The organism is Pseudoalteromonas sp. 1181_04 (assembly GCF_052850545.1).
Genome location: NZ_VXCS01000003.1, coordinates 153,900 through 167,074, shown reverse-complemented (window position 1 = coordinate 167,074; position 13,175 = coordinate 153,900). Strand labels below are relative to the sequence as shown.

The window sequence follows — 13,175 nt, the reverse complement described above, 5'->3', positions numbered from 1 at the left end:
TGTGTAGCGCGAAGCGCCTCTGTGCCCTCAGTGGTAAATAATGGGCTTTATCGCGAGGTAAACTCGCAGCTACCAATACGTAGGCGTGGGTGGTTTACCCCGCGTAAATGCAAAATGTAAATACGGGATAAAATTCAGCCGCGAAACAACTCCTGTCGCGATATAAAATCGCTGCTACAAATTTGTAATATCTTGTAGGCGCGGGTTTACCCCGCGCAAATGTAAAGTGTAAATACGGGATAAAATTCAGCCTCGAAACAACCTTTGTCGCGATGTAAAATCGCTGCAACGAATAGGCAATATCTTGTTGGCGTGGGTTTTCAGCGTAACATGTAATAAAAAAGCGCGCTGTAACTTAATACACCGCGCTTTTTTAAACTTAAAACTTACCGCTTATAACTTAAAGCTCAGCTCCCAAATCAATGTGATACCACAATTAAGCGAATGGCATCTAACTGCAACTGTGCTTTGCCGATATAACTTGTCAGCTCTGTGCGTTGCTTATCGTAGAAGGTAAGTTCTTCTTCACGGATATTAGGGTTGATCTGTTTCAGCGCCGCTAAACGCGCCTGCTCTTCACTGAGCGATTGTTGCATTTGCTCAAGCGCCGCAGTGCGAATGACTTCTAACTTAGTTTGCGCCATTTCTTGGGCGGTTTTAAGCATTGGGTGAATCGCACTTTGTAATGCGCCAGCTAGTTTACTGGCTGTTTGACGGCCTACCGCAGAAAGCTGCTGATTAAAGCCATCAAAGCCGACGTTATCAGCTAAGTTGTTGCTGGCTTTATCTAGCAAAATACGAATCGGCGTCGGCGGTAAAAAGCGGCCAACTTGCAGCGCTTTTGGTGCCATGGCTGCTGCTACGTAAATTAGCTCAACAAAAAAGGTACCTGGTGGTAATTTTTTGTTTTTAAGTAATGCGACTGACGCAGTACCAAAGTCATCATCACAGATCATGTCTAAGGTGCCTTGCACCATAGGGTGATCCCAGCTGATGAAATGCACATCTTCTTGTGCAAGTGCAGTGTCACGGTCAAATGTGACTGTCATGCCGTCGTCTTTTAAACTTGGGAATGACGGATTTAGCATATGCTCAGTTGGCTTTAAGATAATAGTATTTTCACCTTTGTCTTCTTGGCTAACGCCAAAGGTATCAAACACGTTGATCATATAACTTGGTAGTTCAAATTGGTTGTCTAGTTTTTCAATATCAACAACCAGCGAGTCTGCTGCACCTTGGCCCGATGAGTGTAACTCAAGCAAACGGTCACGGCCGCTTTCCATTTGTTTACGCAGCACTGCGTTTTGACCGGCTACTTGCTCTAGTAATGGCTCTAGCTCGTCTTCATCACAGTTATGGGCGGCAATAAACTCAAGTAGCTCATCTTTAAACTCTTTATACAAAAGTTGTCCGGTGCTTGAGGTGGTTTCAAAGGCATCTAAGCCTTCGTTATACCAACGCAGTAATACTTCTTGTGCGCTGCTTTCAAAGTACGGCACATGAATGTTGATATCTTGAGTTTGACCAATACGGTCGAGGCGACCAATACGCTGCTCAAGTAAGTCAGGGTTCAGTGGTAAATCAAATAACACTAAGTGATGAGCAAACTGGAAGTTACGACCCTCAGAGCCAATCTCAGAGCACAGCAATATTTGTGCGTTGTCGTACTCGTCAGCAAAAAACGCGGCGGCGCGGTCACGCTCAATAATTGTCATCCCTTCGTGGAACACAGAGGCTTTAATCGCTTCGCGTTCACGCAGGATTTGCTCAAGGCTGATTGCTGTTTCGGCTTTAGCACAAATAAGCAGGACTTTTTCGCGTTTAAGGGTTTTTAGGGTGTCGATCAACCATTCTACTCGAGGATCAAATTGTCCCCAGCTAGCGCTTTCGCCTTCAAACTCTTGGAATATTTTTTCAGGGAATAGGGCGCGTTGCGCGCTCAGCTCTGCATTTTTAATGCCGCTCATATTGCCCAATACTGAAATTGCCGTTTTATATTGTTTCGGCATCGCCATCGGGTAGGCGTGTAGTTTGCGACTAGGGTAGCCGTCAATGCCGCTACGGCTATTTCTAAATAAAATACGGCCTGTGCCATGGCGATCTAATAACATCGCCAAAATTTCTTTACGGGCAGCTGCGTCGCCATTTTGTGCTTGTTCAAGCACCGTTGTGATATCGGTTTCTTTTAATAGCTCAATTAGCGTGGCTTTGGCGCTGTCGTCTAGCGCTTGCTGTTGCAGTAACTGATTTGCAGCCTCTGCCACATGCTTATAGTTACTTTCTTCAGCAACAAAGGCATCGTAGTCATAAAAGCGATCAGGATCGAGTAACTGTAGGCGCGCAAAGTGGCTGCGGTGACCAAGTTGATCCGGTGTTGCCGTTAATAGTATTAGCCCTGGAATATCTTGGCTAAGCTCAGCCATACGTTGATATTCAGTGCTTGGTTTACCGTTGGTAATACTTAAATGATGCGCTTCATCAACAATCAGTAAATCCCAATCAGCCATTGTTGCTTGTTCAAACCAGCGTTTTTTCTTGGTTAAAAACTCAAGGCTAGTTAGTACTAACTGTTCAGTGTCGAATACATTTGGTGAGTCGGCAAAGGCTTCATCGCAACGCTCTTCATCAAAAATTGAAAAGTGTAAATTAAAGCGGCGCAGCATTTCAACTAACCACTGATGCTGTAAGTTCTCCGGCACTACGATGAGCACTCGGCTTGCGCGACCACTGATAATTTGTTGATGTAAAATCATCCCCGCTTCAATGGTTTTACCAAGGCCTACTTCATCAGACAATAACACTCGAGGAGCAAATCGTTTACCGACCTCTTGTGCAATATAAAGCTGATGCGGAATTAAGCTTGCGCGCTGGCCAATCAAACCCTTAATAGGTGATTGTTGGCGTTCAAACTGGTGTTGCCATGTTTGATAGCGCAATGTATAGCGATCAAAGCGGTCAACTTGGCCGGCAAATAAGCGATCTTGTGGTTTATTAAATTTGATGAAGTGATCTAAAAACGTTTCTTTTAATTGTGCTTTTTCACCGTTATCAATACGAGTGCCGTGATAACAAAGTAAATCACCGATAGGTTCAATTGACTCGACTTCAAGTTCCCATTCTTCAACGCTTTTGATCACATCACCAGGATTAAATGCCACGCGGGTAACCGGTGCTTCTAACATTGAGTAAACACGGTTTTCGCCACTGGCGGGAAATAAAATGCTGACCTGACGGCCCTCAAGGGCAACCACTGTGCCTAATCCTAAATCTGACTCTGTATCACTGATCCAACGCTGACCTAAGGAAAAATTCATGTATGTCTCGTCTATGAAGAAAAAGGCGGCTATGTTACCTGTTAGCTAACACCACTGCAAGGTGCGAACCAGCTGACTTTTAATTAATTTAATAACTGTGAATTATTCCTATTAAAGTTGCTGCAATAAGGATTAATTCAAAACAAAAAAAGGTTTGTCATAAAACAGACTTTTATGACATCTAAGCTAAACTTAGAATATACCAAGCAATTAAGTTTTTCAGGGTGAACATTCAACCCGTTTTACTTGATTAGTTGGGTATAGCATAAAAATCATAAAACGTAAGGAAAGTGCTATGGAAAAAGCTTCGAACCTTGATAGTAAAATGTATGTGCTAGATACCAATGTATTGCTTCACGAACCCCTCGCGTATTTATCATTCCAAGAACATGATGTTGTAATTCCCATGACAGTTTTAGAGGAACTGGATCATATAAAAGATCGTAAGCATGATGTCAGCCGTGATGCCCGTGTGGCCATTCGTGGTTTGGATGAAGTGCTCAAAGATGCCACACCAGAACAAATGCTCAAAGGCGTCGCTCTACCTAGTAATAAAAAGGCCAAAGCGTCTTCGGCTGGCACACTTATTATTGTTAATGATCATTTATTTGTCGATTCTATCTCAGGTTTACCTGGCAACGAAAATGACCACCGTATTATCAATTGTGCCGTGCACCTACAAAAACAACATCCTAATAGCAAAGTGGTGTTAGTTACCAAAGATATTAATATGCGTTTAAAGGCCAAAGGCGCAGGGCTTAAATTTGTTGAAGATTATCGTACTGATCAGCTGATTGATGATATTGCTTTGCTCTCCAGTGGTTATAAAAAAATTGCTGGCGATTTTTGGCAGCATGTGGGCGAATGTGAAACCGAGCAACATGGTCGTGATGCGTTTCATAAAGTGGCAAAAAGTTTGATCCCCGATGTATTTTGCAATGAATATTTACTTGATGACAGCGGTCAGTTTGCCGCACGAGTCAAATCTTATGATGAGCAGCATATTATGCTCAAAGATATCGGTGTTGAGCGATTAATGCATCAATCGGCATGGGGAGTAAAGCCAAAAAATATTTATCAAGGCATGGCAATGGATGCGTTACTCGATACCGGTATTGAATTAGTTATTTTAACAGGTCCTGCAGGATGCGGAAAAACATTACTAGCGCTTGCCTGTGCTTTGGAAATGGTGGTTGAAAAAGGTATTTACGATAAGGTAATTGTCACCCGAAATACTCCTGAAATTGCTGAGTCGATCGGTTTTTTACCAGGTACCGAAGAGGAAAAAATGGCACCATGGTTAGCTGCGATCACCGATACCTTAGAGGTATTACACAAAGGTGACGAAAACCCTATTTCAAGCCGTAACTATATTATGGAAAAGGCAAACATACAGTTTAAATCAGTTAACTTTATGCGTGGTCGCAGCATTCAAAATGCCGTGGTCATTTTAGATGAAAGCCAAAACCTTACTGCCTCACAGCTGAAAACTATTATTACCCGTTGTGGTGAAGGTACTAAGTTAATTTGCTCTGGTAACCTTGCGCAAATAGATAGTAACTACTTAACTCCAGTTACTTCTGGTTTAACTTATATTGTGGAGCGCTTCAAAGATTTTGAAGGCAGCGCCACGGTTAACTTAAATGGTGTGGTGAGAAGCCGTTTAGCATCGTTTGCGGAAGAAAATTTATAACTTGCGCAGTCCCACTTGGCTCGCTAACCTTGTTGACAAATTTAGCGCCAAGCATCGGATTGTAGATTGAATTTTCTACCTTTAAAACATTACTATCGTTCACTGGCTGTGGCACTTATTGTGCCGCTGCTGGTGGCTTTTCTATTATGTTTACACTTATATAATATTAAATTAGATCGCGCCGTAGCTAAACGCGAAGCTGATTTTGCTAATGTAGCGGCGCAAGTTGCGTTTTTAATGAATGCGACAGACGACTTGGTTAGTACTTTATTTGCCCAATATGAACAACCCATTTCTTATCGATTTGATCAACAATGGCTTGAAGATATTAATCAGCAAGACAGTTACTACTACCGGGAAATTCCCAATGGAGGTGGTGAAATTGTCGGCCAGGGTAAATTTTCTTCCTCCCCTAATGCAATTGCACAATGGCAACAAGTCATTGCGATGGGACCTGCCTTTAATACGACATTATCGTTAGTTCAATCTTTGGCTGCGGTCGCTTACGTTAACGAACAGGGTTTTGCTTATATCAAGCGTCGCCATGACTGCGATAGCTTAATGTTAACCCAATTACTTGATGGTCAACTTCGTCCTGTATTTTCAGGTGATTCACTAAGTTCTAGTGCCGTTATCAAAATTGCTGGTAAAAACTACTTATCAATAGGGCGTGCGCGTGAGCAGGGCAGTGAAGATTATATTATTTTGATTTATGACTTATCGGCAGTATCGCAATGGCTAAAAAAAATATCACCACGCAGTGGCGAATATATATTTTTAAATAGTGCACAGCACGTCATTATCAGCTCACTTTATGATATTGAAGAAGACACACCATTAGCGGAGTATTGGCCTTCAGCTAAAGCGCCATTAGCAGAATTAGATAATCAGGGTAATCTCACTCTTTTACAAGCGCAAAAGCAGCTACCAATTTATGCGGGTTATTTTGCATCGCATGATGAATTAGCCTCACCGATTGTAACTGATGTATTAATTGAACTTACTTTTTTGAGTATGTTTTTAGTGATTATGTTCAGTACCTTGTTATGGTTAAGCCAGCGTATTTTTGTGAAACCCATGACATATTTAATGGCGTATCTTGAACAAAATGAGGAGCACTATAAAGATTATTCAAATTACCATATACCAGCAAACTGGCAGCCGTGGTTTAGCCGAATTAAGTGGGTGCTTAACAAAAATCAGCAGTTGGTAAACTCATTGCAGCAGGCAAATAGTGAACTTGATGACCAAGTAAAAATAAAGACCCGTGAACTCGCGCGCAGTTATGAGGCTAAAGAACGCCACTTAGCATTATTGAATACTATGCTCAATAGTGTGCCAGATCTTATTTATTTTAAAAACATTGATGGCTCATTCTTAGGATGCAATCGTGCTTATGAACAATACATAGGTCTTGAGCAAGAGCAGTTAGTTGGCTTACAGTTATGTGATATTAGTGATGATAATGGTCAGATCAGCGAATTAGAGCAACAAGTTTTAACAACCAAAACTAAAGCTGAGCAACGTCTTGAAACCCAGCAGCAAACATTTCAATTAACCATCGCGCCATTTTATAACGATCAAAATCAGTTACTAGGTTCAATGGGGATTGGCCGGGATATAACTGCTCAACAACAAGCTCTTTTGGCATTAAAAGCGTCAGAGTCTAAGTTTCGCAGCGCCATAGAGTATGCTGCTAATGGAGTGATTTTACTTTCACTTGAACAGACCGTATTACAACTTAATCGAACTGCGCGAAAGATTTTTAAGATTGATAAAACTGAGCAGGATTTATTATTAGTGGATTTATTTCCACAGCAACAGTGGCAAGAAATAGCAACGCTTTTAGCTTTATTGCTGAGTGAGAAAAAGAAAGTTTACCACCTTACTTTAGGACAAGAAGAGCTAAATTGCTGGTGGCAGCTGAGCGTCTCTTTAGTATGGGATGAGCAACAAGCACCTTACTATTATGTTATTCATATTCAAGATGTCAGTGCATTGACTCAGGCCAAACAAGATGCCGAGCGGGCAACCGAGGCCAAAAGTCGGTTTATTGCTAACTTAAGCCATGAAATACGCACGCCACTGCATGCTGTGACAGGCCTTATTGATATGGTAACTCAGCAAGGCTTAACAGCGCAGCAGCAACAGCATGCAGTTCAAGCAAAAAATGCTGCGCAAAGTTTATTAACCATGCTTAATCGAATGCTTGATTTTGCGCGAATCGAAAATAACCAAGTGCAATTAGACTTAGTTGATTTTGCTGTAGTTGCACTTGTTGACAGCTGCGAGAGTGTATTAATAGGGCTCTGCCAGCAAAAAGATTTGGCTTTTAATATCGATATTGATCCGCTAATTGCTCCGCAGTTAGTCGGCGATTACATTCGCTTACAGCAAGTGCTCGGTAATTTACTCACCAATGCCGTGAAATTTACTGAACATGGCAGTATCACTTTGAAAATAACAGCCGTTGAATTGACGCCAACAAAACAAACCCTGTGTTTTAAAGTGATTGACACCGGGATCGGTATTGATAAAGCTGATCAGAGTCGATTATTTGACGCATTTACGCAAGGCGACGAATCACTCACTCGCACCCATCAAGGTGTTGGTCTAGGGCTCGCTATAGTCAAACACGAATTGGCATTAATGGGAGCTGAAATTAAAGTTGTCAGTAATAAAGGCCAAGGTAGTCAGTTTTTCTTTACTATAACCTTTAATGTTGCCGCTCAAATCGACCCTATCGACTGGCACAATACTTTAGTGATTCATTCTGAGCGGGGAATTAATTTACCTGCCGCATTAGCGCCATTAAAACCGCTAGAATTTTCTGAGTTAGCTGAATTAACAGACCACGCTGTATTAGCAGATTATCAGCGGATCATCATTAATGACGTTGATCTACCGAGAGTTATAACGCGAGACAATATAAAAACAGCATTGATGAGTAATAACACGCAGCTTTATGTTGTTAAAAATGATCCAAATACTCCGCTGCCAACTCTTAAAGGTATGCAAATGTGCAGTGTGAAAAATTCTGCATTAGTGCAACGAATACAGCAAGTTGAGCCGGTATCTAAACGCCCTGATGTAAATCTGACAGCGGCAGAGAGTAAACTCAACGTTGCGGGCTTACTAGTGTTAGTTATTGATGATAATCAGCTTAATTTAGATATTGTTAGTAATATCTTAAGCAAAGCACATATTAATGTAATGACGGCAAATTCGGCGATGGCAGGGATAGATTTGGTTGCACAAGTCATGCCTGATCTGATCTTAATGGATATTCAAATGCCAGAAGTCGATGGGTTGCAAGCAACCGCTTTATTGCGACAACGTTATGATCAACAGCAATTACCTATTTTTGCGCTAACTGCGCATTGTGAAGCAGCTGACGAGCAACGCTCACTTGCAGTGGGTATGAATAAACATTTAACAAAACCAGTAGTTGCAGCGACGTTATTAGCGGCGATAAATGAGCTGAGAATTACCGGCGCTGTTTTTTATAATCATTCTTTTGCATTAGAACAATTCTCGGGCCATAATGATTTACTACAGGTAATGTTGGGTAAACTTGCTAAGTTGTGTGTAAGCCATCTGCAGCAATTAAAAGTGCCGATGCAAACAAAAGCGTTGGAACGATTAGTGCATAGTATTAAAGGTGTGTCAGGAAACCTTGGCTTTAATCGCCTAAGTGCTACCGCTCAGCAATTAGAAAGTAGACTACGTAAGACACCAGACGTAGGGCAAATATCCCTGAGTCAGTTAGAGTTCGAATTAGTACAAGTAAATAGATACATTCAAATACAAGGCTCAGTAAATGTTGAAGAAAGCCAAAATACTGATCGTTGATGACGACCCATTAAATCGATTAGTGTTGGAAAAAACATTAGCGAATGATCACGAAATATTTTTAGTTGAAAGTGGTGAAAAAGCCCTTACATTTGTTAAATCAACGGCGGTTGACTTAATTATCCTCGATATAGTAATGCCCGGCATTAATGGCTATGAGGTGTTAATTCAGTTAAAAGAAAATTCAACTACGCACGCTATTCCAGTTATCTTTATTTCAGCTAATACAAGCCATGATGATGAAGCGAAAGGGTTTGAATTAGGCGCAATGGACTATATTGCTAAGCCATTTAGTCCCGCAATAGTACGTGCACGAGTGCGTAATCAATTATTGATCAAGCAAAAAAATGATTTGTTAGAAATGCTCGCCTCAATTGATGGGCTGACAGAAATACCTAATCGGCGTTATTTAGATGAAAGCTTATCGCGAGAATGGCGTCGCAGCCGTCGAGCTGGTACACCGTTATCGGTGCTATTAATAGATATAGACCACTTTAAGCGTTATAACGATTGTTATGGCCACCGTGCCGGGGATGACTGCCTTAAACGTGTGGCACATGCATTAGTTGCAGCGTGTGAGCGAGGTACTGACTTTGTTGCGCGCTACGGCGGTGAAGAATTTGCTGCAGTATTACCCGACACCAACCAGTACGAGGCATTGGAATTTGCTAATAAACTCAGAGATGCTGTTAATGCGCTTGCTATCCCGCATAAAGCATCACTCAATGCCGCTCACATTACGATAAGTATTGGGGTTGCTACAACTGAGTTTGGTCAAGTTTATGCTGAGCATATATTACTTGAAGAAGCCGATTTAGGTTTATATCAAGCTAAAGATAGTGGCCGCGATAAAATTATCGCTCGAGTTATTGACGCAAGTTAGTAAAGTCAGTTATTACAGCAAATAAAGAGTGAATATACTCCACTCTTTACTGCTTTAGTTTTGTGTCTAAATGGCGCTAAGTGAATTATAAATACTATCACCCACACCAATCAGTTTCTCGTTTTTAAAGACCAGTGGAGTACATTCATCTTTTGTCATTTTTCCGTCAGAGTGAATACTATGGGTGGCATAAAATAGTACTTGGTATACATCACCGTCTTTTTTTAATAATTCTGTAAAGTCGGGAGTTTTTAATTTATTTAATACATTTTGATAGCTGGTATCTAAAGTGAGCCCCGAGATGCTTTCACGATTAAATTGATGATGTTCTTCCCAGCTTGAACTATTACCAGCCCAATGCGTTTCTGCTTCACCATCGGATACTGCAATTACACAACCAGTAAGAAGAGGGGCTGTAAGCGCGGCAATTAAAAGTACTTTTTTCATTATTTTATCCTGATACTAAATATTGATTTTAATTTGTCTATTAGTTAGCAAAGAACTGGCCAATATTTTATATTATTTAAAATCAATATATTAGGTTTTTTTGTAAGGCGGTAAATTACATTTAACCACCTTGTATAGCGTAACTAACTAAAAGTTAGTTGATTAGACCAGTCTATTTAAGCTTTCACCTTGGCTAAATGCGCTAATATTTAAGCTGACTTGCTTTACTAAGCGAATGATTGACTCTTCACTGGCCCATGCAATATGTGGAGTCAGAATTAAATTATCCCCACGATAAGCAGCCAATGGATTATCCAGCGCAGCTGGTTCTTTGCTTAATACGTCAAATCCCGCTCCTGCAATTTGATTATTGCTCAGTGCGTTGGCTAAATCAGCTTCATTAACGATACCACCGCGAGCGGTGTTAATTAAAATGGCATTGGGTTTCATCATAGCAAGTTCAGCAGTACCAATCAGATCACGACTTTCATCGGTTAAAGGGCAGTGAATGCTAATAATATCAGCTGTTGTTATTGCCTGGTAAAATTCTGTTCGGCCCTCTCTAGTTACTTGGTTTTTACGCTCACTGATAATTACATTGGCGCCAAAAGCACGTGCAACATCCGCAACAGCTTTACCAAGCGAACCATAACCGATAATTGCCAGAGTTTTACCTCCTATATCATTAAAACGGTAATCAAGGCGGCAGAACATCTCGCTTTGTTGCCATAACCCTTGTTGGCAATCAGCAATGTAGCGGTGAGTATTACCCAGTAAATTTGTGATCAGTGCAAAGGTATGTTGTACAACCGAAGGTGTTGAATACCCGGCCACATTGGTAACGGCAATGCCAAACTCTTTAGCGGCGACTAAATCAACATTGTTAGTGCCAGTTGCGGCTACACATATGAGCTTTAATTCAGGGAGTTTTGCCAGTGTTTCGCGATTAAGTACCACTTTATTGGTGATCAAGACATCAGCGCCTGCACTATGCGCTAATACTTGTGCTGGACTGGTTAGTGAATAACTAGTGAAGTTGCCAAGTGTTTGAAAAGGCTCAAGTGATGTGCCTGCTAATGTGGCAGTATCGAGAAGGGTAATATTCATGCGCTTTCCTTATTAAATAAAATAATTTTAATGCTTGACCTTGGTGTGTACTCTAAGGTTTATACTTGGCATCAGTTGATAATACACTCATTGGAGACACAGATGAAAATAGGTGAGTTTGCTAATCAGTTAGGTGTCTCTACAGATACCCTAAGATACTATGAAAAACATAATTTGTTAACGCCATCAAGTCGAACCGGGGCCGGTTATCGCGATTATGGTGAAGCTGCATTAAAGCAAATGAAGTTTATTTTGCGTGCTAAAAATGTTGGCTTTAGCTTGGCAGAGATCAAAGAACTACTACAAATTAAGTTTAAAAAACATCAGCATTCTTGCCATGAAGTTAAAAACTTAACAATACAAAAGCGTGACTTAGTCGCAGAGCGCATTGCTGAATTAACACGTTTTCATCAATCATTATCCGTGTTAGCTGATAAGTGCTGTGGTGGACAAGAGCCCGCAGATAACTGTTCAATATTAACCACTTTGGAGGACATCGATGGACTTACTCAATAATTTTTGGCAGTTATTTTTATTATCTGCCCCTTGGTTAATGCTTGGTTTACTCATTGCCGGGTTATTAAATGTGTATTTACCGGCAAATTTTTTAAATAAACATTTAGGTAAAGAAGGTTTTTGGACCACAGTGAAAGCTGCTTTAATTGGCGCACCAATGCCGCTGTGTTCGTGCGGTGTAATACCCGCTGCAATAGGTTTAAGACGTGCAGGCGCTTCAAAAAGTGCTACCACTGCGTTTTTAGTATCGACTCCTGAAACTGGGGTTGATTCGGTGTCGGTATCGTATGTGCTACTCGGTCCTTTTATGGCAATAATTCGTCCAATAGCGGCGATTTGTAGTGCTATTGTCGCAGGTGTCTTAGTGGGGCGTGATGCTGAAAAAACGCAAACTACAGCTCACACTAGTGAAGCTAATAATGAGCAAAAGCGAGCAGCTACAACAAGTTGTTGTTCAACAAAATCAGCAGCGGCTGAAGAGAAGGCAAGTTGTTGTTCAACGAAATCAGCAGTGGTCGAAGAGAAGGTAAGTTGCTGCTCAACGAAATTAGCAGCGGCTGAAGAGAAGGCAAGTTGTTACTCAACGAAACCAGCAGCGGTCGAAGAGAAGACTAGCTGTTGCGATTCATCAAGCGCAGTACCAGCCAGCCAATGGCAAAAGATGAAACAGGCTGTGAGTTTTAGCTGTAATAAATTACTATCAGACACTATGAAATGGTTAATGATTGGTTTGTTCTTTGCAGCCTTAGTGCAAACTTATGTGCCAGAGTCATTTTTAAGCCAATGGGGCAGTGGTATTTTGGCTATGCTGGTGGTGATCGTGATTAGTATTCCCATGTATATCTGCGCGACCGCATCAACGCCGATTGCAGCTGGTTTGTTATTAAGTGGCGTAGCACCTGGCGCTGTTTTAGTCTTTATGTTGGCAGGTCCTGCCACTAATGTCGCGACGCTTGGCGTGGTTGCCAATGAGCTTGGTAAACGTGCAGTGGTTGCTTATTTAGTTGGTGTAATAGGCGTTGCTTTAATATTTGGCTTTTTAACCGATTATTTAGTGGCAGAATTTGGCTTTGTTGTTACACCATTATTAGGTGAAGAACATCAAGTGCTACCACATTGGCTAACCCTTCTCTGTGGTACTATTTTAGCGCTGTTAATGGTGCGTTTAGTTCTTAAAGGAGCGCTTAGTAAATACCGTAGTACTGGTAAGAGCATTGCATAATTGAATGTTATTAAATAGATTTTTAGCGGTTATAAAATATAAACAATGGACCAAATTAATGACTTAGTTCGCATTTTAGGTTGTCTGAGTTATAATCGCCCATAGAATATAAACGGTGCGCATGAGCGCACCGTTTTTTTA

The 13,175-nt window shown here is 41.1% G+C and carries 8 protein-coding genes; 5 read left to right on the top strand and 3 right to left on the bottom strand.

From position 1 onward, the window contains the following. Nucleotides 1–419 precede the first annotated feature (419 nt). Complete coding sequence (gene rapA, locus FW757_RS03450) at nucleotides 420–3,314, bottom strand: RNA polymerase-associated protein RapA (RefSeq protein ID WP_182739959.1); 2,895 nt, start codon at nucleotides 3,312–3,314, stop codon at nucleotides 420–422. A 295-nt stretch (nucleotides 3,315–3,609) separates the two neighbouring features. On the opposite strand from rapA, the gene FW757_RS03445 reads away from it, so the two are divergent. The 3 genes from FW757_RS03445 to FW757_RS03435 all read left to right on the top strand — a co-directional run bounded on the left by FW757_RS03445 (nucleotide 3,610) and on the right by FW757_RS03435 (nucleotide 9,742). After that, entirely contained in the window at nucleotides 3,610–5,007 is a 1,398-nt protein-coding gene (locus tag FW757_RS03445; protein ID WP_182718476.1) for a PhoH family protein, read from the top strand. Between the two features lie 66 nt (nucleotides 5,008–5,073). After that, nucleotides 5,074–8,859: an ATP-binding protein gene (locus tag FW757_RS03440; RefSeq protein WP_446440861.1), complete on the top strand. Its 3,786-nt coding sequence runs from the start codon at nucleotides 5,074–5,076 to the stop codon at nucleotides 8,857–8,859. After that, complete coding sequence (locus FW757_RS03435; protein WP_182718474.1) at nucleotides 8,828–9,742, top strand: diguanylate cyclase; 915 nt, start codon at nucleotides 8,828–8,830, stop codon at nucleotides 9,740–9,742. The genes FW757_RS03440 and FW757_RS03435 overlap by 32 nt, the downstream gene beginning before the upstream one ends. 66 nt (nucleotides 9,743–9,808) lie before the next feature. Here the strand turns inward: FW757_RS03435 and FW757_RS03430 are convergent, their stop codons facing one another. Continuing rightward, nucleotides 9,809–10,189: a DUF3192 domain-containing protein gene (locus FW757_RS03430; protein WP_149981291.1), complete on the bottom strand. Its 381-nt coding sequence runs from the start codon at nucleotides 10,187–10,189 to the stop codon at nucleotides 9,809–9,811. Between the two features lie 162 nt (nucleotides 10,190–10,351). Continuing rightward, nucleotides 10,352–11,296 (bottom strand): D-2-hydroxyacid dehydrogenase, encoded by a 945-nt coding sequence (locus FW757_RS03425; protein WP_149981290.1) that lies wholly within the window; start codon nucleotides 11,294–11,296, stop codon nucleotides 10,352–10,354. Nucleotides 11,297–11,398: 102 nt separating this feature from the next. Between FW757_RS03425 and zntR the strand changes: the two genes are divergently transcribed. Beyond that, nucleotides 11,399–11,812: a Zn(2+)-responsive transcriptional regulator gene (gene zntR, locus FW757_RS03420; protein ID WP_149981289.1), complete on the top strand. Its 414-nt coding sequence runs from the start codon at nucleotides 11,399–11,401 to the stop codon at nucleotides 11,810–11,812. After that, nucleotides 11,796–13,034, top strand: coding sequence for an SO_0444 family Cu/Zn efflux transporter (locus FW757_RS03415; RefSeq protein WP_182739962.1), 1,239 nt, complete (start codon nucleotides 11,796–11,798; stop codon nucleotides 13,032–13,034). Before zntR ends, FW757_RS03415 begins: the two co-directional genes overlap by 17 nt. Nucleotides 13,035–13,175: the final 141 nt, after the last annotated feature.

Bases quoted from the DNA above. Each gene is read 5' to 3' on its own strand.
- FW757_RS03425 (WP_149981290.1), bottom strand. From the start codon at position 11,296: ATGAATATTACCCTTCTCGATACTGCCACATTAGCAGGCACATCACTT.
- FW757_RS03445 (WP_182718476.1), top strand. From the start codon at position 3,610: ATGGAAAAAGCTTCGAACCTTGATAGTAAAATGTATGTGCTAGATACC.
- FW757_RS03415 (WP_182739962.1), top strand. From the start codon at position 11,796: ATGGACTTACTCAATAATTTTTGGCAGTTATTTTTATTATCTGCCCCT.
- FW757_RS03430 (WP_149981291.1), bottom strand. From the start codon at position 10,189: ATGAAAAAAGTACTTTTAATTGCCGCGCTTACAGCCCCTCTTCTTACT.
- FW757_RS03435 (WP_182718474.1), top strand. From the start codon at position 8,828: ATGTTGAAGAAAGCCAAAATACTGATCGTTGATGACGACCCATTAAAT.
- zntR (WP_149981289.1), top strand. From the start codon at position 11,399: ATGAAAATAGGTGAGTTTGCTAATCAGTTAGGTGTCTCTACAGATACC.
- rapA (WP_182739959.1), bottom strand. From the start codon at position 3,314: ATGAATTTTTCCTTAGGTCAGCGTTGGATCAGTGATACAGAGTCAGAT.